Here is a 17934-nt window from a genome sequence, read left to right on the forward strand (position 1 = left end):
CGGGCATGCCCTTCCTCCTGCGCGTCGAGCTGCCCGACGTCCCCGGTTCGCTGGGCCGCCTGGCGACCGCGATCGGTGAGGCCGGCGGCGACATCGAGGCGATCGAGATCGTCGAGAAGCGCCACGACGGCACCGCGCTCGACGACGTGCTGCTCGAGATGTCGGGTGGGGCGATGCCGGACTCGGTGGTCTCGGCCTGCAACCAGCTCGACGGCGTGCAAGTGGTGTGGATCAGCCGGTACGCCGCCGGCGGCAACCTCGTCCTGGACCTCGAGGCCGTCGAGGAGCTGACCGCGAAGCCCGCCGAGGCCGTGGACCGCTGTGTCGACCTGCTGCCGATCACCTTCCGCGCGGACTGGGCCGCCCGCGTCCACCGCGTCTCCGGCGTCCGCCACCGCACCGAGGCCGCCCCCGACGGCCTGGAGTTCGTGGAGATCGACCGCACCGAGCGGCTCGAGATGGAGGGCGACGACGTGACGATCTACGCCGCGGTCCGCCTCGACGGCAACGAGATCATCGTGATCGGCCGCCGCGGCGGCCCGGAGTTCCTCGACTCCGAGCTCGCCCGGCTCGACCACCTCGTCGGCCTCGCCCAGACCATGGCCCGCGTCGGCTGACCCCCGCCCCCGGGCGGGATAGTCCGCCACACCTGCGCCCTGGATCTCGCCGCCAAGGGCGCGTGTGTGTCGGACCATCCCGGCAAGGGCGCGTACGTGGCGGACTACCCCGCGACCCGAACGCGGAGAGGCTCAGTCCTCGACGCGCTCGAGGAGGAAGACGGGGATCTCCCGGTCGGTCTTCTCCTGGTACTCCGCGTACGGCGCGTACTGGGCGACACAGCGCTCCCACCACTGCGCGCGCTCCGCGCCGGTGGCGACCCGGGCCCGGTAGAGCGCCGGCTCGGGGCCGTCCTGGAGCTGGACGACCGGGTGGGCGAGGAAGTTGGCGTACCAGCCGGGGTGCTCCGGGGCGCCGCCCTTGGAGGCCACCGCGGCGTACACGCCGTCGTGCTCGACCCGCATCACCGGGTTCTTCCGCAGCTTGCCGGACTTGGCGCCACGGGAGGTGATCACGACGATCGGCCACTCCGGCTTGTCCATCAAGGTGGCGGCCTCGCGGCCGCCGGTGCGCTCGTAGGTCTCGACCTGGTCGCGCACCCACTGGTCGGGGCTGGGCTGGTACTCACCGTCCAAGAGGTCCATGCCTCTCCGGAGCCCCGACCGGCGCCCACCTATTCCCGGGGCCCCGGCGCGCCCCGACTAGGGTCGGGCGCATGAGCGCGATCGACGGGGTGTCGGAGATCTTCGACGCCGAGCAGTGGGACGCGGTCCCCGGCTTCGAGGACCTGACCGACCTGACCTACCACCGCGCGAAGGCCCACGGCACCGTCCGCGTCGCCTTCGACCGGCCCGACGTGCTCAACGCCTTCCGGCCGCACACGGTCGATGAGCTGCTCCGCGTCCTCGAGCACGCCCGCACCAGCGCCGACGTCGGCTGCGTCCTGCTCACCGGCAACGGCCCGAGCGAGAAGAACGGCAAGTGGGCCTTCTGCACCGGCGGCGACCAGCGCATCCGCGGCAAGGCCGGCTACCAGTACGAGGACGTCGCCGCCGGCTCGGCGGACACCGGCGCCGAGCAGCCCAGCCCCATCGACAAGGCCCGGCTGGCCCGGCTGCACATCCTCGAGGTGCAGCGGCTGATCCGGTTCATGCCCAAGGTCGTCATCTGCGTGGTCCCCGGGTGGACCGCCGGCGGCGGGCACAGCCTGCACGTCGTGTGCGACCTGACCCTGGCCAGCATCGAGCAGGCGCGGTTCAAGCAGACCGACGCCGACGTCGGGTCCTTCGACGGCGGGTTCGGGTCGGCGTACCTCGCCCGCCAGGTCGGCCAGAAGTTCGCCCGCGAGATCTTCTTCCTTGGCCAGGAGTACTCCGCCGAGGACGGCGTCCGGATGGGTGCGGTCAACCGCGCCGTCCCGCACGCCGAGCTCGAGGCGACCGCGCTGGAGTGGGGCCGGCTGATCAACGGCAAGTCCCCGACCGCGCAGCGGATGCTGAAGTACTCCTTCAACGCCATCGACGACGGCCTGGTCGGGCAGCAGCTCTTCGCCGGCGAGACCACCCGCCTGGCCTACATGACCGACGAGGCGCAGGAGGGGCGCGACCAGTTCCTGGAGAAGCGCGACCCCGACTGGTCGCCCTACCCCTGGTACTACTGAAACGGCTAGGGCACCGGCCGCCCGTGCGACGTCTCCTGCTCCTCGCCGCTGCGCTGGCCGCGGCCGGCGGCACCGTCACCGGCATGGTCGCGTGCACCGCGCAGCCGCAGGACCTCTCCGCGGAGGCGCTCGCCGAGGAGGTCGCCTCGCTCTACCCGGGCGCGGGGGACACCCGCGTCGACGTCCGCTGCGACGGACCCCTCGCGGCCGAGGTGGGTGCCACCCGGGACTGCCGGGTGGCGGTGCGCCGCGACGTCGTCACGGTGCGCGCGAGGGTCACCGAGGAGGGCGACGCCGGCCCGGTCTTCACCACGGTGCCGGTCGTGGCGGCTGACCGGGTCGCGCGGACGGTCCTGCGTGGCCTCGGCGAGGACGGGTACGTCGTCGGGGAGGTCGTCTGCGCCGGTGACCTGCTCGGCGTGGTCGGTGCATCCGTGTCCTGCCGGGCCGCCCCGCCGGACGGCGAGGGGCGCACCGAGGTCGAGGCGATCGTGCGCGCCGTCGACGGCCTCGACGTACGTCTCCGGTTCCGTCTTGCGGGGTGACCAGCGAGACGCCCGGCGACCTGACAAACTCGGCGGCATGAAGGTCGTCGTGCTGACCGGGGCCGGTATCTCCGCGGAGAGCGGGGTGCCCACCTTCCGGGACGCCGACGGGTTGTGGGAGGGGCACCACGTCGAGGACGTCGCCACGCCCGAGGCGTACGACGCCCAGCCGTTCGTGGTGCACCGCTTCTACGACGCCCGCCGCAAGGCGCTGGCCGCGGTGGCGCCCAATCCCGCCCACCACGCGCTCGCGCGGCTGGAGGAGGCGCTCGGCGACGACCTGCTCGTGGTCACCCAGAACATCGACGACCTGCACGAGCGGGCCGGCTCGAGCCGCGTGCTGCACATGCACGGCGAGCTGCTCTCGGCCGTGTGCCGTGCCTGCCGCAGCCGCTCGCGCTGGGAGCGCGACCTCGCCGACCTGCCCCCGTGCCCGCGCTGCGGCACGCCGGACCTGCGCCCGGACGTGGTCTGGTTCGGCGAGATCCCTTATGAGATGGACCGGATCTACCTCGCGCTCGAGTCGGCCGACCTGTTCGTCTCGATCGGCACCTCGGGCGCGGTCTACCCGGCCGCCGGCTTCGTGCAGCAGGCCGCGGCGTACGGCGCCCGCACCCTCGAGCTGAACCTCCAGGTCAGCGAGGTCACCACGCTCTTCGACGAGACCCGGCACGGCCGCGCCGGCGAGCTCGTCCCCGCCTGGGTCGAGGAGCTCCTCGGCCGCTGACCGGCGCCCCGACCCCGGTCCACGCCCGGGCCCCTACCCCAGCAGCACCCCGACGTGCGGCGGCAGTGCGAGCGCGCCGCCGGGGAGGTGCTCGGCGCCGGTGGGGGTGGCGAAGAGGACGGTGAGGTCGGGGTCGACGGTGAGCTCGGCGGGCTCGTCGCCGAAGTTGATCACCATCAGCGTGCCGGCGCGCTCCATCGTGAAGACGCGGGCGGCCTCGTCGGCGGTGCAGGAGATCGAGGTGAACGCCGGGTCGGTGAGCGCGGGGACGGTGCGCCGCAGGGTCGCCAGCCGGCGGTAGACGTCGAGCAGCACCGCGTGCCGGCCCTCGGCGAGCTCGCTCCAGTCCAGCGTGGAGCGGCGGAAGGTCTCCGGGTCCTGGGGGTCGGGCACGACCGCGGGGTCCCAGCCCATCTTCGCGAACTCCGCGATCCGCCCCTCGGCGGTGGCCTTCCCGAGCTCCGGCTCGGGGTGGGAGGTGAAGAACTGGAACGGCGTCGAGGCGGCCCACTCCTCGCCCTGGAAGAGCATCGGCGTGAACGGGCCGGCCAGGGTCAGCAGCGCCGCGCAGGCCAGCTGGTCGTCGTCGAGGGCCTCGGCGATCCGGTCGCCGACGGCGCGGTTGCCGATCTGGTCGTGGTTCTGGTTGGCGACCACGAGCCGCCAGGTGGGCATCTTCTCGGTGTCGATCGGCACGCCGTGGTCGCTCTCGCGGAAGGAGGACCACGTGCCGTCGTGGAAGAAGCCCCGCTCGCAGACCTTGACCAGCGCCGCGAGCGGCTCGAAGTCGGCGTAGTAACCGGTCGTCTCCCGCGTCAGCGCCACGTGCACCGCGTGGTGGAAGTCGTCGCTCCACTGCGCGTCGAGGCCGTAGCCCCCGGCCTCGCGCGGCGTGACAAGCACCGGGTCGTTGAGGTCGGACTCGGCGATCAGGGTGAGCGGCCGCCGCAGATGGGCCGAGAGCGCGGCCACCTCGACCGCCATCTCCTCGAGCAGGTGCACCTCGGAGGTGTCCACCAGTGCGTGCACGGCGTCGAGCCGCAGCGCGTCGACGTGGTAGTCGTGCAGCCACATCCGCACGTTGTCGAGGATGAACCGGCGCACCTCCGCGGACCCCTCGCCGTCGAGGTTCACCGAGTCGCCCCAGGTGTTGCGCCCGCTGGTGAGGTAGGGCCCGAAGACCGGCAGGTAGTTCCCGCTCGGCCCGAGGTGGTTGTAGACGACGTCCTGCACCACGCCGAGGCCGGCCTGGTGGCAGGCGTCGACGAAGCGCTGGTACGCCGCCGGGCCGCCGTACTGCTCGGCGACGGTGTGCCACAGCACCCCGTCGTAGCCCCAGTTGTGCGTGCCGTTGAAGCCGTTGACCGGCAGCAGCTCGACCAGGTCGACGCCGATCTCGCGCAGGTGGTCCAGCTTCCCGATCGCTGCGTCGAGGGTGCCCTCGGGGGTGAACGTGCCGACGTGGAGCTCGTAGAGCACCGACCCGGCCAGCTGGCGGCCGGTCCACGCCCCGTCGCCCCAGGTGTACGACGCGGGGTCGTAGGTGCGCGACCGCTCGTGCACCCCCTGCGGCTGGCGGCGCGAGCGCGGGTCGGGCAGCACCACGTCGGAGTCGTCGACGAGGTAGCCGTAGTCCACCTCGCCGTCGGTCGGCACCGGCTCCAGCGGCGTCCACCAGTCGTCGTCCCCGCGGGTCATCTCCACGACCTCGGTCGCCTCGGCGGGACCGATCGCGAGCCGGACGCGGGAGGGCCGCGGCGCCCACAGGTCGAACGGGCCGCGGGCGGGCGGGCGGGCCCCGGAGATCAGGCCAGCGGTGAGGCCGGAGGTGGGCACGGTCATCAGATCAGTCCTCCCGGACGAGCAGGGCCACGGGGCACTCGGCGAGCAGCTCGGCCAGCCGGGGCGAGGCGGGCCGGTCGGTCACGACGTCGCGCCACCGGCCGGGCGGCAGCGCGAGCGTGGTGTCGCCCCAGCCGCCGCGGGCGGCCAGGCCGACGGGCAGGCGGGTGACCACGGCGATCGCGCCGCCGCGGTCGTAGGCGAGCGCGTGGTCGGCGGCCGGCCCCTGGGCCGGCACGGCGACGTACCCGTCGAAGAGCTCGGGCCGGTCGCGGCGCAGGGTGAGCGCGGCGTGGGCGACGCGCATCTTGGCCGAGCCCGGGTCGTCGAGCGCCGCGCCGAGCGGGGACCACTCGGCGAGCTCGAGCATGGTGCGGCGGGCCTCGAAGTCGACCGGGCGCCGGTTGTCGGGGTCGACGAGGGACTGCTCCCACAGCTCGCTGCCCTGGTAGACGTCGGGGACGCCGGGCAGCGTGATCGAGAGCAGCTTGGCCGAGAGCGCGTTGACCCAGCCGGGGCCGACGACGAGCGGCAGGAAGCCCTCGATCGTGGCGCGGACGTCGTCGCGGTCGAAGGCACCGTCGACGGCGGCGTGCACCGCGGCCTCGTAGGCCTCGTCCGGCTCGGTCCACGTGGTCCGGTCGCCGGCCTCGCGCATGGCCTTCTCGGCGTACCCGTGCAGCCGCGACCGGAGGTCGGGGTCCGAGGGCAGCCAGGCGCCGAGGACGGCCTGCCACAGCAGGGAGGCGAAGCCGGGGTCGGGCAGCGGCACGAGCGCCAGCAGCCGGTCCAGCGTCGCCGTCCACGCCTCGGGCACCTCGGCGAGGGCGGTGATCCGGGCCCGGACGTCCTCGCCGCGCTTGGTGTCGTGGGTCGACAGCGTCGTCATCGCGTGCGGCCAGCGGGCCTGGCGCACCAGCATGTGGTCGTGGAAGGTCTCGGGGTCGAGGGAGAAGACGCTCGGGTCGCCGCCGACCTCGTTGAGCGAGGTGAGGCGGGAGTAGCGGTAGAACGCGCAGTCCTCGACGCCCTTGGCCATCACCATGCCGCTGGTCTGCTGGAAGCGCCGCGCGGGCGGCGTCCACGGGTCGGCGAGCACCGGCAGCAGCGCCTCGAACGTCGCCACCAGGTCCGGGCGCTGCGCCCGGGCGGCCGCGAACGCCTGGTCGAGGTGGGCGCGGCCCTCGGGCAGGTAGGAGCGGTAGACCGGGAAGCAGGCCAGCAGCTCGGCCACGGCGTCGACGATCCGCGCGGTCGTGGTGTCGGGGCCGGCCGGCAGGATCCGGCGCACCTCGCGGGTGATCCGCCGGACCTCGCTGCCCAGGATCCCGTCGGCGACCTCGCGCTTGGTGTCGTGGATCATCGCGTGCCAGTCGACCGGCCCGCCGCGCAGCCGCGCCTCGAGCGCGTCGAGCGGCTCCTGCCCCGCGGGGTCGGTCAGCACCCGGTCGACGTGGGCCAGCACGTCGTACCCCGTGGTGCCGGCGGTCGCCCAGTCCACGGGCAGGTGCTCGCCGGGCTCGAGGATCTTCTCGACCAGCACGTAGGCGCCGCCGGTCAGCTCGGCGAGGTCGTCGAGGTAGCGCTTGGGGTCGCGCAGGCCGTCGGGGTGGTCGACCCGCAGCCCGTCGACCAGGCCCTCCTCGAACCAGCGCCGCACCTCCTTGTGCGACTCGGCGAAGACCTCGGGGTCCTCCACGCGCACCGCGGCCAGGCTGTTGACGGCGAAGAAGCGGCGGTAGTTCAGCCCGTCGTCGGCGACCTGCCAGTGCACGAGCTCGTAGTGCTGGCGGGCGTGGACGGCGTTGGCGTCGTCGCCCTCGGACCAGGTTCCAGGAGCCACCGGGTAGTGGTTGTCGTGGTAGAGCAGCTCGGCGCCGTCGGGGGTGTCGACGACCCGGAGGTTGCCGATCGCCCCGGAGGGGTCGAGGTCGTCGTCGCCGACGACCGGGATCCGGATCCGGCCGTCGCCGGCGGCCCACTCGATGTCGAAGGCGGTCGCGTGCTCGGATGCGCGGCCGTGCTTGAGCACGTCCCACCACCAGGTGTCCTCCGAGGGGGCCGCGACGCCGACGTGGTTGGGCACGATGTCGACCAGCACGCCCATCCCGAGCCGCCTGGCCTCCGCCGACAGCGCGGCCAGCCCGGCCTCGCCGCCCCGGGCCGGGTCGATCCGGTCGTGGGCGACCACGTCGTAGCCGTGGGTGCTGCCGGGCTCCGCGGCCAGCAGCGGGGAGAGGTAGACCCAGTCCACGCCGAGGTCGCGCAGGTACGCCAGCCGGCGGGTTGCCTCGAAGAGGTCGAAGTCCTCGCTGACCTGGAGCCGGTAGGTGCTGACCGGCACCCGCTGGCCGTCGGCGGGGCCGGGGTCGCGGTGCTTGCCCTCCACGCTCAGTCCTGCCCGTTCTCGATCAGCGCGGCCACCGACGCCGCGACGGAGGTGTCGACCTCGGCCTCGGGCGCGGAGTGCTGCTGGAGCACCACGAGGCTGTGGGTCTCCAGCCAGAGCGTCGAGCCCGGCTTCAGCGCGGTCGCGTCGCTGTCGTGGCCGGTGTCGACCACGACGTCCCACCCGGCGGCGTACTCATCGGGCGGGAGGGTGACCTCGGTCGGGCCGTCGGCGTTGAAGTAGAGCAGGAAGTGGTCGTCGAGGATCCGCTGGCCGCGCGCGTCGAGGCCGGCGATGCCGTCGCCGTTGAGGTACATGCCGATCACCTGCTGGCCGGCGGTCCAGTCGCCGTCCTCCATCGGCCGGCCCTCGGGGTGCAGCCAGACGATGTCGTTGAGCCGCTCGCCGTCGCCGGTGCGGACCTCGGAGCCGGTGAAGAAGCGCTTGCGGCGGAACGTCGGGTGGGCGCGGCGCAGCTCGGCGATCGCGGCGGTGAACTCCACCAGCGCGGTGTCGGCGCGGTCCCAGTGCATCCAGGCGATCTCGGAGTCCTGGGCGTAGGTGTTGTTGTTGCCGTCCTGGGTGCGGCTCATCTCGTCACCGTGCAGCAGCATCGGCACGCCCTGGCTCAGCAGCAGGGTGGCCAGGAAGTTGCGCTGCTCGCGCGCCCGGGCGGTGAGCACCTCGGGGTCGTCGGTCGGGCCCTCCACGCCGTGGTTCCACGAGCGGTTGTGGCTCTCGCCGTCGTTGTTGTCCTCGCCGTTGGCGTCGTTGTGCTTCTCGTTGTACGACACCAGGTCGCGCAGGGTGAACCCGTCGTGGGCGGTGACGAAGTTGATGCTCGCGAACGGCCGCCGGCCGGAGTGCTCGTAGAGGTCGGAGGAGCCCGCGAGACGGCTGGCGAACTCGCCGAGCGCCGGCTCGCCGCGCCAGAAGTCGCGCACGGTGTCGCGGTAGGCGCCGTTCCACTCCGACCACTGCGGCGGGAAGCCGCCGACCTGGTAGCCGCCGGGGCCGATGTCCCACGGCTCGGCGATCAGCTTGACCTGCGAGACCACCGGGTCCTGCTGGACGAGCTCGAAGAACGTCGCCAGCCGGTCGACCTCGTAGAACTCCCGCGCCAGGGTCGAGGCGAGGTCGAAGCGGAAGCCGTCGACGTGCATCTCGGTGACCCAGTAGCGCAGCGAGTCCATGATCAGCTGCAGGGAGTGCGGGTGGCCGACGTTGAGGCTGTTCCCGGTGCCGGTGTAGTCCATGTAGTAGCGCTTGTCGTCATCGACGAGGCGGTAGTAGGCCTGGTTGTCGATGCCGCGGAAGCTCAGCGTCGGGCCCAGGTGGTTGCCCTCGGCGGTGTGGTTGTAGACCACGTCGAGGATCACCTCGATGCCCGCGGCGTGCATCGCCTTGACCATCGACTTGAACTCCTGGACCTGCTGACCGGGCTCGGCCGACGCGGCGTACTCGTCGTGCGGGGCGAAGAAGCCGAGGGTGTTGTAGCCCCAGTAGTTGCGCAGGCCCTTCTCCAGCAGCGTGCTGTCCTGGACGAACTGGTGGACCGGCATCAGCTCGATCGCGGTCACGCCGAGCTTCTGCAGGTGCTCGGTGACCGCGGGGTGGGCCAGGCCGGCGTACGTCCCGCGCTGGGCCTCGGGGATGTCGGGGTGCAGCTGGGTCAGGCCCTTGACGTGGGCCTCGTAGATGAACGACTCGTTGTAGGGGACGCCCAGCGGGCGGTCGCCCTCCCAGTCGAAGAACGGGTTGATCACCACGCCCTTGGTCATGTGGGCGGCGGAGTCGTCGTCGTTGCGGGAGTCGGGGTCGCCGAAGTCGTAGCCGAAGAGCGCCTGGTCCCAGTCGATGGTGCCGCTGGTCGCCTTGGCGTAGGGGTCGAGCAGCAGCTTGTTGGGGTTGCAGCGGTGGCCCTGGGCCGGGTCGTGCGGGCCGTGCACGCGGTAGCCGTAGCGCTGGCCGGGCTGGACGGCCGGCAGGTAGCAGTGCCAGACGAGCGCGTCGACCTCGGTCACCTCCACGCGCGTCTCGGCGCCGGACTCGTCGAAGAGGCAGAGCTCGACGCGGTCGGCGGCCTCGCTGAAGAGGGCGAAGTTCGTGCCGGTGCCGTCGAACGTCGCGCCCAGGGGGTACGGCTGGCCGGGCCAGACCTCGGTCATGGAGTGCCCTTCGTGGTGCGTGCGTGGTGGATTTGGATCGATCGAAGTCCGGGGCGCGCGGGAACGCCCCCGGGGTGCGTCCGATACCCACTCCGCCCCGTGGGAACCGTCACCCTGCGGGGTGTGCTACCGGTGAGTAGGATCGGCCGCATGAAGCGCGACATCTACGACGAGGACCACGAGGCGTTCCGGGGGTCCGTCCGGGAGTTCCTGGAGCGGTCGGTCATCCCCCACGTCGACGAGCACGCCGAGGCCAAGGCGATCCCGCGGGAGTTCTGGCTCGAGGCCGGCAAGCAGGGCTTCCTGGGCCTGGAGATCCCCGAGGAGTACGGCGGCGCGGGCGCCGGCGACTACCGGTTCAACACGGTGCTCGCCGAGGAGCTGTCCAAGGTCAACGCCGCGCTGGGGTCGTGCTGGGGCATCCACGCCGACATCACCGCGCCGTACCTCGTGGAGCTCGGCACCGAGGAGCAGAAGCAGCGCTGGCTGCCCGGCGTCGCCGCCGGCGAGATCCTGCTCGCGATCGGCATGACCGAGCCTTCCGGCGGCTCGGACCTCGCCGCGCTGAAGACCACCGCCGTCCGCGACGGCGACGACTGGGTCATCAACGGCTCCAAGACCTTCATCACCAACGGCTACTCCGCCGACCTGGTCATCACCGCGGTGCGCACCAGCCCGGAGAAGAAGGCCCGCGGCATCACGCTGTTCGCGATCCCGGCCGACGCCGAGGGCTTCAGCCGCGGCCGCAAGCTGGACAAGGTCGGCCAGCCGGAGTCCGACACCGCCGAGCTGTTCTTCGAGAACGTCCGGCTCTCCGACGACCACGTCGTCGGCGAGGTCGACATGGGCTTCATCCACATGATGCAGAAGCTTCCCCAGGAGCGGCTGGGCTGCGCGATCTCCAACCTGGCGCACGCCAAGCAGATCTTCGAGGAGACCGTCGCCTACACCAAGGAGCGCACCGCCTTCGGCGCCCCGATCGGCACCTTCCAGCACAACAAGTTCCTCATGGCCGACATCGACACCCAGATCGACGTCAGCCAGGCCTTCATCGACCGTTGCGTGGAGCTCCACGACCGCGGCGAGCTGACCCCCGTCGACGCGGCCAAGGCCAAGCTGTGGACCTCGGAGATCCAGAACCGGATCCTCGACCACTGCGTCCAGCTGCACGGCGGCTACGGCTTCATGAACGAGTACCGCGTGGCCCGCGCCTGGCGCGACGCCCGCGTCTCGCGGATCTGGGCCGGCTCGAACGAGATCATGAAGGAGCTCATCGGCCGCGACCTCGGCCTCTGAGCATCCTGGTTCCTGAGCAGACGATGTGCCGGGGGCGCCGACGGCGCCCCCGGCCTCACACCGAACTCAGGCCGGGCTCACACCTCCGGCGGTGACCCCAGCCGGCGCAGGGAGTCGATGAGCTCGCCGGCGGGCATCGTGGCCGACGCCGTCCGCAGCCGCTCGACCAGCCCGCCGGACAGCGGCTCGAGGCCCTGGACCTCCTGGTGCAGCCGCTCCATCGTCGCGTCGAGGGCGTACGCCGTGTCCGCGGCCTCCTTGAGCCCGGCGAGGAGGTCGGCGGGGACGTCGCGGCGGTACTTGTAGTAGATCTTGTGCTCGAGGCTGGCCCAGAAGTCCATGGCGATGGTGCGGAACTGCACCTCGACCACGACCGGGACGGTGCCCTCGGAGAGGAACACCGGGACCTCGACCAGCGCGTGCAGGCTGCGGTAGCCGTTGGGCTTGGGCGAGGCGATGTAGTCGCGCAGCTCCAGGGTCGTGACGTCCTGCTGGGCCATGAGCAGGTCGACGACGTGGTAGACGTCGGAGACGAAGCTGCACACCACCCGCACGCCGGCGATGTCGGTGATCTCCTCGCGCACGCGCGCCAGCGGGTCGGGCCCGTCGAGGTCGATCCCGCGCCGCTGCATCTTCTCCAGCAGGCTCTCGGGCGACTTCAGCCGCGAGCTCACCTGCTCGATGGGGTTGTAGTCGTGCAGGTGCGCGAACTCATCGCGCAGGATCGACAGCTTGGTGACGACCTCGTCCATGCCGAAGCGGTGCTCGAGGAGGAACCGCCGCACGGTCTCGTCCCAGCTCGGAGCGCTCTCCATCACCGGCCCAAGGTACGCAACCGCTCGCCGGTCCCGGACCCGGGTGCCGCCGCGGCCCGGGTCGTAGGGTCGCCGGGTGCGCCTCTTCGCCGCCCTGGTCCCGCCCGAGGAGGCGGTCGAGCACCTCGACGACTTCCTCGAGGCGCGCCGCGAGGCCGGCCCGTTCCGCTGGACCGCGGCCGAGCAGCTGCACCTGACCCTGGCCTTCTACGCCGACGTGCCCGACCACGCGCTCGACGAGCTGGTCGAGCGGCTCGGCACGGCCGCCCGGCGGCGTACCCCGTTCCGCGCGCGGGTCGCCGGCGGCGGCGCGTTCCCCGACGTCGCCCGCGCCCGCGTGCTGTGGGCGGGGCTCGACCTCGACGAGGGCGCGGCCGCCGAGCTGGACCGGCTCGCTACCGGGTGCCGCAACGCCGCGTCCCGCAGCGGGGTCGGGGTCGACGGGCAGCGCTTCCGCCCGCACCTGACCCTCGCGCGGCTGGGCCGCCCGGCGGAGGTCACCCGGTGGGTCCGGCTGCTCGACGCCTACGCCGGCCCGTCGTGGACCGCGGACCGCGTCACGCTGGTGGAGTCCCACCTCGGGGAGGGGCCGCGGCGCCGCCCCCGCCACGAGGTGGTCGCCGATCTCCCGCTCGGCGGGGTCGACCTGGGCTAGGTTGCCGCACGTGAGGCACAGCGTGAGGCCGGTCACATGAGGATCGCGGTGGTCCGCGAGACGCGCGCGGGCGAGACCCGCGTGGCGCTCGTGCCCGACCTGGTGCCGCGCCTGGTCGGCCTGGGCCACGAGGTCCTGGTCGAGCCCGGCGCGGGCCTCGGCGCCCTCCACGCCGACGAGGAGTACGCCGCCGCCGGGGCCGTCCTCGACGAGCGGGCGGTCGAGGCGGCCGACCTGGTGCTCGCGGTCCAGCCGCCCGACGTGGGGACCGCCCGCCGGATCCGGCGGGGCGCGGCGCTGGTCGCGTTCCTCGCCCCCGGCCAGGAGCTCGGCCTCGTGGCGGACCTGCGCGAGCTCGGCGTCACCGCCTTCGCGATGGAGCTGGTGCCGCGCACCTCGCGGGCGCAGTCCATGGACGCGCTGTCCTCGCAGTCGCTGGTCTCCGGCTACCGCTGCGCGATCGTCTGCGCGGGGCTGCTGCGCCGGTTCTTCCCGCTCAACATGACCGCCGCCGGCACCGTCCCGCCGGCGCAGGTGGTCGTCCTCGGCGCCGGCGTGGCCGGCCTCCAGGCGATCGCCACGGCGCGCCGGCTCGGCGCGGTGGTCAAGGCCTACGACGTCCGCGCCGCGGCCGCCGAGGAGATCCGGTCGATGGGGGCGCAGGCGATCGAGCTGGACCTGCCGACCCTCGACGGCGCGGGCGGCTACGCCCGGGAGATGTCGGAGGAGCGCGCCGCCCTCCAGCGCGAGCTCCTGGCGCCGTACGTCGCGGCGGCCGACGGCCTGATCACCACCGCCGCGGTGCCGGGCCGGACCGCGCCGGTGCTGGTCACCGCCGCGATGGTCGAGGCGATGCGGCCGGGGTCGGTGGTCGTCGACCTCGCGGCCGACTCCGGCGGGAACGTCGAGGGCTCGGTGCCCGGCGAGGTGGTGCGCCTGGGGCACGCGCAGGTCTGGGGCGGGCGCAACGTGCCGGCCCAGATGCCCGGGCCGGCCTCGCGGCTCTACGCCCAGAACGTCGTCAGCCTGGTCGAGCTGCTCACCGTCGACGGGGCGCTGGCGCCCGACCTCGGCGACGACATCCTCGACGCCTGCTGCGTCACGGCCGACGGGGTCGTGCGCCACGAGCCCACCCGCGCGCTGCTGGAGGAGGTCTGATGGACGAGTCCGTCGTGTGGCTGACGATCTTCGTGCTCTCGGTGTTCGTCGGGGTCGAGGTCATCGCCAAGGTCTCCTCGACCCTGCACACCCCGCTGATGTCCGGCGCCAACGCCATCCACGGGATCATCCTGCTCGGCGCGGTGCTGGTCACCGGCACGGCCGACTCGACCCCCACCCTGGTCGTCGGGCTGGTCGCCACGGTGCTCGCGGCGGTCAACCTGGTCGGCGGCTTCGTGGTGACCGACCGGATGCTCCAGATGTTCACGCGGCGCCGCCCGGGCGGTGACCGCCGGTGACCCCGACCTGGGCCCAGCTGGTCTACCTCGGCTGCGCGGTCTGCTTCATCCTCGCGCTCAAGGGCCTCGCCGGTCCGCGCACGGCCCGCGCCGGCAACCTCCTGGGCGCGGGCGCCGCGGCCGTCGCGGTGGCCGTGCCGTTCGCCCACGTCGACCTCGACCACGTCGCGCTCATCCTCGCCGCGATCGCCGTGGGCGGCATCGTCGGTGCCGTCGGGGCGCGTCGGGTGCAGATGACCCAGATGCCGCAGCTGGTCGCGCTCTTCAACGGCGTCGGCGGCGGGGCGGCCGCGCTGGTCGCCCTCCTCGAGCTGGGCCACCTCGGCCCGGCCACCCCGGGCTTCGACCTCGTCGCGACCGCGTTCACCGTCGCGGTCGGCGCGGTCTCCTTCGCCGGCTCCGTCGTCACCTTCGCCAAGCTCCAGGAGCTGATGACCTCCCGGCCGGTGGTCTTCCCCGGCCTGCCGGTGCTCTTCGCGGTGCTGCTGCTCGCCGTGCTCGGCCTCGCCGCGCTGGTCGTCACCGAGGCCTCGGTCGGCTGGGGCGTCGCGCTGGCCCTGGTCGGGCTCGCCGCGGGCGCGCTGCTCGTGCTGCCGGTCGGCGGTGCCGACGTACCCATCGTCATCTCGCTGCTCAACGCGCTCACCGGCCTCACGGTCGCCGCCGGCGGGTACGTGCTGGGCAACGTGGTGCTGCTCGTCGCCGGCACGCTCGTGGGCGCCTCCGGCTCGTTCCTCACCCTGCTGATGGCCCGCGCGATGGGCCGCTCGGTCGGCAACATCCTCTTCGGCGCGCTGCGCGGCGGGTCGACCCTGGGCGCCGGCGAGGCCTCCGACCGGCCGGTGCGCAGCGCCGGGGCCGAGGACGTCGCGATCTCGCTGGGGTACGCCGAGCGGGTCGTCGTCGTGCCCGGCTACGGGCTCGCGGTCGCCCAGGCCCAGCACACCCTGCGCGAGCTGGTCGAGGTGCTCACCGCCCGTGGCGCCCGCGTCGACTACGCGATCCACCCGGTCGCCGGCAGGATGCCCGGGCACATGAACGTGCTGCTCGCCGAGGCGCAGGTGCCCTACGAGCAGCTGGTCGAGATGGACGACATCAACCCCGACCTGCCGCACACCGACGTGGTGCTGGTCGTCGGCGCCAACGACGTGGTCAACCCCGCGGCCCGCAGCAACCCCGACGCGCCGATCTACGGCATGCCGATCCTCGACGTCGACCAGGCGCGGCAGGTGGTCTTCCTCAAGCGCTCGATGCGCCCGGGCTTCGCCGGCATCGAGAACGAGCTGCTCTTCGACCCCCGCACCACCCTGCTGTTCGGCGACGCCAAGGAGTCCCTCACCCGGCTGCTCGCCGCGGTCAAGGCCCTCTGACCACCGTCCTGCCCCCGGCTTTCCGCCGAGTGCTCACTTCTGGCGGGCCGAGTGGGCACTTCTGGTGAGCCGAGTGGGCACTTCCGGCGAGGCGAGTGGGCACTTCCGCGCAGGTGTGGTCGCCCGGCCGGCCAGAAGTGCCGACTCACCAGGTCAGAAGTGCCGACTCGGCCGGTCAGAAGTGCCGACTCGGCGGGGCAGTCGGGTCAGTGCGCGACGCCGTACAACCGGTCGCCGGCGTCGCCGAGGCCCGGGACGATGTAGCCCTTCTCGTCGAGCCGCTCGTCGAGGGCGGCGGTGACGACCGTAACCGGGACGTCGAGGCCCTCGAGCTCGCGCTCGAGCCGCGCGCAGCCCTCGGGGGCGGCGAGCAGGCAGATCGCGGTGATGTGGTCGGCGCCGCGGTCGGTGAGGAACTTGATGGCCGCCGCGAGGGTGCCGCCGGTGGCCAGCATCGGGTCGAGGATGTAGCACTGGCGCCCGGAGAGGTCCGCGGGCAGCCGCTCGGCGTACGTCGAGGCCTGGAGGGTGTCCTCGTTGCGCACCATGCCGACGAAGCCGACCTCGGCGGTCGGCAGCAGGCGCATCATCCCGTCGAGCATGCCCAGCCCGGCGCGCAGGATCGGCACGACCAGCGGCTTCGGCGAGGCCAGCGCGGTGCCGGTCGTCGGCGCCACCGGCGTCTCGATGGAGTAGCTCTGCACGCGGACGTCGCGGGTGGCCTCGTAGGCCAGGAGCGTGACCAGCTCGTCGGCGAGGTGGCGGAACGTCGGGGAGTCGGTGTGCTTGTCGCGCAGGACGGTGAGCTTGTGGGCGACAAGGGGGTGGTCCACGACGTGGGTGCGCATGGGTGAACTCTAGGCCCCGGGGTCCGCGCGGGGGTTGGCCCCACGGCGGGGGCGTGCCACCCTGGACGGGTCCGGATCCCGCCAGCACGAGGAGGGGCGCCGTGTCCGACCAGCTCGACGCCGTCGACTTCGCCGTCGCGGCCTACCGCGAGGACGGCGCGTGGACCGTCGCCGAGCTCGTCCACGACCACCTCGACGACGTCGCGACCCTCGCCGACGGGCTGCGCCGGCTGCCCGGCGATGCCGGCGCGCTCGGCATGGTCGCGATGGACGAGGACTTCTTCCTCCTCGTCCGCGTGGCGGGCCCCAGCACCCGCGTGCTGCTCTCCGACATCACCGCCGCCGACGAGTGGGACCTGGCCGCCTCGGCGGTGGAGTTCCTGCGGCTGCCGATGCCCGAGGACGACGACGACCAGGTGCCGGCCGGCGACCTGGCCCTGCTCGGGGATCTCGGCGTGGACGCGCTCGACCTCGGCGACCTGCTCGACGACCCCGACCTCTACCCGGACGAGGTGCTCTCCGACGTCGCCCGCCGGTTGGGCTTCGGCGAGCTGTTCGACGACGCCGTGGGGCTCACCTCGGCGTGAGCGGAGCCCAGCGCTGGCGCGAGCCCATGCTCGCCGCCCTGGACCAGGCGCGCGCCGCGCTGGCCACCGGCGACGTCCCGATCGGCGCGGTCGTGCTCGACCCCGACGGCGTGGTCGTCGGGACCGGCCGCAACGTGCGCGAGGCCGAGGCCGACCCCACCGGGCACGCCGAGGTCGTCGCGCTGCGCCAGGCCGCCCGCAGCCGCGGGGAGTGGCGGCTGGACGGCTGCACGCTCGTGGTCACCCTCGAACCGTGCACCATGTGCGCCGGCGCCGCCGTCCTCGCCCGCGTCGAGCGGGTCGTGCTCGGTGCCTGGGACCCCAAGGCCGGCGCCGTCGGCAGTCTCTGGGACGTCGTCCGCGACCGCCGCCTCAACCACCGGCCCGAGGTCGTCGGCGGGGTGCTCGCCGAGGAGTCCGCCGCGCTGCTCGAGGAGTTCTTCCGCGGGCACCGGCAGCCGGGCCCCGCCTGATTTCGTGGGCCTCGCCGCCCTCCGGTACATTCTGCCGCGGTGGCGTGTCCGAGCGGCCGAAGGTGCATCACTCGAAATGATGTGTGGGGTCAAACCCACCGTGGGTTCAAATCCCACCGCCACCGCCAGCCAGCACGAGAGCCTCGCCCGGCATGCCGGGCGAGGCTCTCGTCGTTGCGCGGCTTAAGGTCGTGCCATGGACCGCCGATGAGCAAGATGGACAACCTGCGTGCGCTCCGCGAGGCCCGCTACGAGCAGGACCGGGCGACCCGGTCCGTCCCCGCCGAGGACGCCGCGCCGCGGAAGACCCGTACGCCGGCGGCGCGGACACCCGCCAGGAAGCCTGCGATCGAGACGACCGCGGCCCCCTCGACGGACGCCGCCTGCGGGCACAGGGCCATCAGCGGGCGGGCCTGCACCAGGCCCGCCGGCCACGCGGAGAAGAACCACCGGTACGCCTGAGAGCGGTGACGTCCGCGCGCCGGACCCGGACCCGGACCGGGCCCCGACCCCGGCCCGCGACTGCGGTCGACCCGGCCCGATG

At 73.2% G+C, this 17934-nt stretch carries 18 protein-coding genes and 1 tRNA gene; 13 read left to right on the forward strand and 6 right to left on the reverse strand.

Annotation, left to right across the window (positions count from 1 at the left end):
* Positions 1-5: 5 nt before the first annotated feature.
* A complete protein-coding gene (locus tag HPC71_RS00660; RefSeq protein WP_154615898.1) occupies positions 6-617 on the forward strand; it encodes an ACT domain-containing protein in 612 nt (203 codons plus the stop codon).
* Between the two features lie 132 nt (positions 618-749).
* Here HPC71_RS00660 and HPC71_RS00665 read toward each other — a convergent pair whose 3' ends face one another.
* A complete protein-coding gene (locus HPC71_RS00665; protein WP_154615895.1) occupies positions 750-1202 on the reverse strand; it encodes a nitroreductase family deazaflavin-dependent oxidoreductase in 453 nt (150 codons plus the stop codon).
* A 71-nt stretch (positions 1203-1273) separates the two neighbouring features.
* Between HPC71_RS00665 and HPC71_RS00670 the strand changes: the two genes are divergently transcribed.
* Genes HPC71_RS00670 through HPC71_RS00680 form a run of 3 tightly spaced genes read left to right on the forward strand, consistent with a single transcriptional unit; the run spans position 1274 to position 3490 of the window.
* A complete protein-coding gene (locus HPC71_RS00670; protein ID WP_154615893.1) occupies positions 1274-2218 on the forward strand; it encodes a 1,4-dihydroxy-2-naphthoyl-CoA synthase in 945 nt (314 codons plus the stop codon).
* Between the two features lie 23 nt (positions 2219-2241).
* Complete coding sequence (locus tag HPC71_RS00675; protein ID WP_154615891.1) at positions 2242-2763, forward strand: DUF4333 domain-containing protein; 522 nt, start codon at positions 2242-2244, stop codon at positions 2761-2763.
* A gap of 37 nt (positions 2764-2800) precedes the next feature.
* A complete protein-coding gene (locus tag HPC71_RS00680) occupies positions 2801-3490 on the forward strand; it encodes an NAD-dependent deacylase (protein WP_154615889.1) in 690 nt (229 codons plus the stop codon).
* A gap of 33 nt (positions 3491-3523) precedes the next feature.
* On the opposite strand, the gene treZ is transcribed toward HPC71_RS00680, so the two are convergent.
* The 3 genes from treZ to glgX are packed head-to-tail and all read right to left on the reverse strand — an operon-like array spanning position 3524 to position 9889.
* Positions 3524-5332, reverse strand: a complete 1809-nt coding sequence (gene treZ, locus HPC71_RS00685; RefSeq protein WP_154615886.1) for a malto-oligosyltrehalose trehalohydrolase — start codon at positions 5330-5332, stop codon at positions 3524-3526.
* Between the two features lie 4 nt (positions 5333-5336).
* Complete coding sequence (gene treY, locus HPC71_RS00690) at positions 5337-7721, reverse strand: malto-oligosyltrehalose synthase (protein ID WP_171895945.1); 2385 nt, start codon at positions 7719-7721, stop codon at positions 5337-5339.
* A 2-nt stretch (positions 7722-7723) separates the two neighbouring features.
* Entirely contained in the window at positions 7724-9889 is a 2166-nt protein-coding gene (gene glgX, locus HPC71_RS00695; protein ID WP_154615884.1) for a glycogen debranching protein GlgX, read from the reverse strand.
* A gap of 150 nt (positions 9890-10039) precedes the next feature.
* Here glgX and HPC71_RS00700 point away from each other — a divergent pair, with 150 nt between their 5' ends.
* Positions 10040-11185 carry an acyl-CoA dehydrogenase family protein gene (locus HPC71_RS00700; RefSeq protein ID WP_154615882.1) on the forward strand — a complete coding sequence of 382 codons (1146 nt, stop codon included), beginning with the start codon at positions 10040-10042 and terminating at the stop codon, positions 11183-11185.
* 77 nt (positions 11186-11262) lie between these two features.
* Here HPC71_RS00700 and HPC71_RS00705 read toward each other — a convergent pair whose 3' ends face one another.
* A complete protein-coding gene (locus tag HPC71_RS00705; RefSeq protein WP_154615880.1) occupies positions 11263-12000 on the reverse strand; it encodes a GTP pyrophosphokinase in 738 nt (245 codons plus the stop codon).
* A 76-nt stretch (positions 12001-12076) separates the two neighbouring features.
* On the opposite strand from HPC71_RS00705, the gene thpR reads away from it, so the two are divergent.
* The 4 genes from thpR to HPC71_RS00725 are packed head-to-tail and all read left to right on the forward strand — an operon-like array spanning position 12077 to position 15482.
* Entirely contained in the window at positions 12077-12655 is a 579-nt protein-coding gene (thpR, locus tag HPC71_RS00710) for an RNA 2',3'-cyclic phosphodiesterase (protein ID WP_171895946.1), read from the forward strand.
* 36 nt (positions 12656-12691) lie between these two features.
* A complete protein-coding gene (locus tag HPC71_RS00715) occupies positions 12692-13813 on the forward strand; it encodes an NAD(P) transhydrogenase subunit alpha (protein WP_154615878.1) in 1122 nt (373 codons plus the stop codon).
* Positions 13813-14112 carry an NAD(P) transhydrogenase subunit alpha part 2 gene (locus HPC71_RS00720; RefSeq protein WP_154615876.1) on the forward strand — a complete coding sequence of 100 codons (300 nt, stop codon included), beginning with the start codon at positions 13813-13815 and terminating at the stop codon, positions 14110-14112. The genes HPC71_RS00715 and HPC71_RS00720 overlap by 1 nt, the downstream gene beginning before the upstream one ends.
* Positions 14109-15482, forward strand: a complete 1374-nt coding sequence (locus HPC71_RS00725; protein ID WP_171895947.1) for an NAD(P)(+) transhydrogenase (Re/Si-specific) subunit beta — start codon at positions 14109-14111, stop codon at positions 15480-15482. The genes HPC71_RS00720 and HPC71_RS00725 overlap by 4 nt, the downstream gene beginning before the upstream one ends.
* A gap of 206 nt (positions 15483-15688) precedes the next feature.
* On the opposite strand, the gene upp is transcribed toward HPC71_RS00725, so the two are convergent.
* Positions 15689-16330, reverse strand: a complete 642-nt coding sequence (upp, locus tag HPC71_RS00730) for a uracil phosphoribosyltransferase (protein WP_154615874.1) — start codon at positions 16328-16330, stop codon at positions 15689-15691.
* 101 nt (positions 16331-16431) lie between these two features.
* Here upp and HPC71_RS00735 point away from each other — a divergent pair, with 101 nt between their 5' ends.
* The 4 genes from HPC71_RS00735 to HPC71_RS00750 all read left to right on the forward strand — a co-directional run bounded on the left by HPC71_RS00735 (position 16432) and on the right by HPC71_RS00750 (position 17852).
* A complete protein-coding gene (locus HPC71_RS00735) occupies positions 16432-16917 on the forward strand; it encodes a tRNA adenosine deaminase-associated protein (RefSeq protein ID WP_171895948.1) in 486 nt (161 codons plus the stop codon).
* Between the two features lie 26 nt (positions 16918-16943).
* Positions 16944-17390 (forward strand): nucleoside deaminase, encoded by a 447-nt coding sequence (locus tag HPC71_RS00740; RefSeq protein WP_154616163.1) that lies wholly within the window; start codon positions 16944-16946, stop codon positions 17388-17390.
* A gap of 38 nt (positions 17391-17428) precedes the next feature.
* A tRNA-Ser gene (locus HPC71_RS00745) sits at positions 17429-17518 on the forward strand.
* A 79-nt stretch (positions 17519-17597) separates the two neighbouring features.
* The gene (locus HPC71_RS00750; RefSeq protein ID WP_154615872.1) at positions 17598-17852 is read left to right on the forward strand and encodes a hypothetical protein; all 255 of its coding nucleotides are present in this window, start codon (positions 17598-17600) and stop codon (positions 17850-17852) included.
* Positions 17853-17934 lie beyond the last annotated feature (82 nt).

The sequence above is a fragment of the Nocardioides marmotae genome, from assembly GCF_013177455.1.
Lineage (GTDB): Bacteria > Actinomycetota > Actinomycetes > Propionibacteriales > Nocardioidaceae > Nocardioides > Nocardioides marmotae.

Coding starts and splice junctions, on each gene's coding strand:
- HPC71_RS00740 (WP_154616163.1), top strand. CDS start 16,944: ATGCTCGCCGCCCTGGACCAGGCGCGCGCCGCGCTGGCCACCGGCGAC.
- HPC71_RS00720 (WP_154615876.1), top strand. CDS start 13,813: ATGGACGAGTCCGTCGTGTGGCTGACGATCTTCGTGCTCTCGGTGTTC.
- HPC71_RS00665 (WP_154615895.1), bottom strand. CDS start 1,202: ATGGACCTCTTGGACGGTGAGTACCAGCCCAGCCCCGACCAGTGGGTG.
- HPC71_RS00750 (WP_154615872.1), top strand. CDS start 17,598: ATGAGCAAGATGGACAACCTGCGTGCGCTCCGCGAGGCCCGCTACGAG.
- HPC71_RS00660 (WP_154615898.1), top strand. CDS start 6: ATGCCCTTCCTCCTGCGCGTCGAGCTGCCCGACGTCCCCGGTTCGCTG.
- HPC71_RS00705 (WP_154615880.1), bottom strand. CDS start 12,000: ATGGAGAGCGCTCCGAGCTGGGACGAGACCGTGCGGCGGTTCCTCCTC.
- HPC71_RS00680 (WP_154615889.1), top strand. CDS start 2,801: ATGAAGGTCGTCGTGCTGACCGGGGCCGGTATCTCCGCGGAGAGCGGG.
- HPC71_RS00700 (WP_154615882.1), top strand. CDS start 10,040: ATGAAGCGCGACATCTACGACGAGGACCACGAGGCGTTCCGGGGGTCC.
- treZ (WP_154615886.1), bottom strand. CDS start 5,332: ATGACCGTGCCCACCTCCGGCCTCACCGCTGGCCTGATCTCCGGGGCC.
- upp (WP_154615874.1), bottom strand. CDS start 16,330: ATGCGCACCCACGTCGTGGACCACCCCCTTGTCGCCCACAAGCTCACC.
- HPC71_RS00715 (WP_154615878.1), top strand. CDS start 12,692: ATGAGGATCGCGGTGGTCCGCGAGACGCGCGCGGGCGAGACCCGCGTG.
- glgX (WP_154615884.1), bottom strand. CDS start 9,889: ATGACCGAGGTCTGGCCCGGCCAGCCGTACCCCCTGGGCGCGACGTTC.
- HPC71_RS00670 (WP_154615893.1), top strand. CDS start 1,274: ATGAGCGCGATCGACGGGGTGTCGGAGATCTTCGACGCCGAGCAGTGG.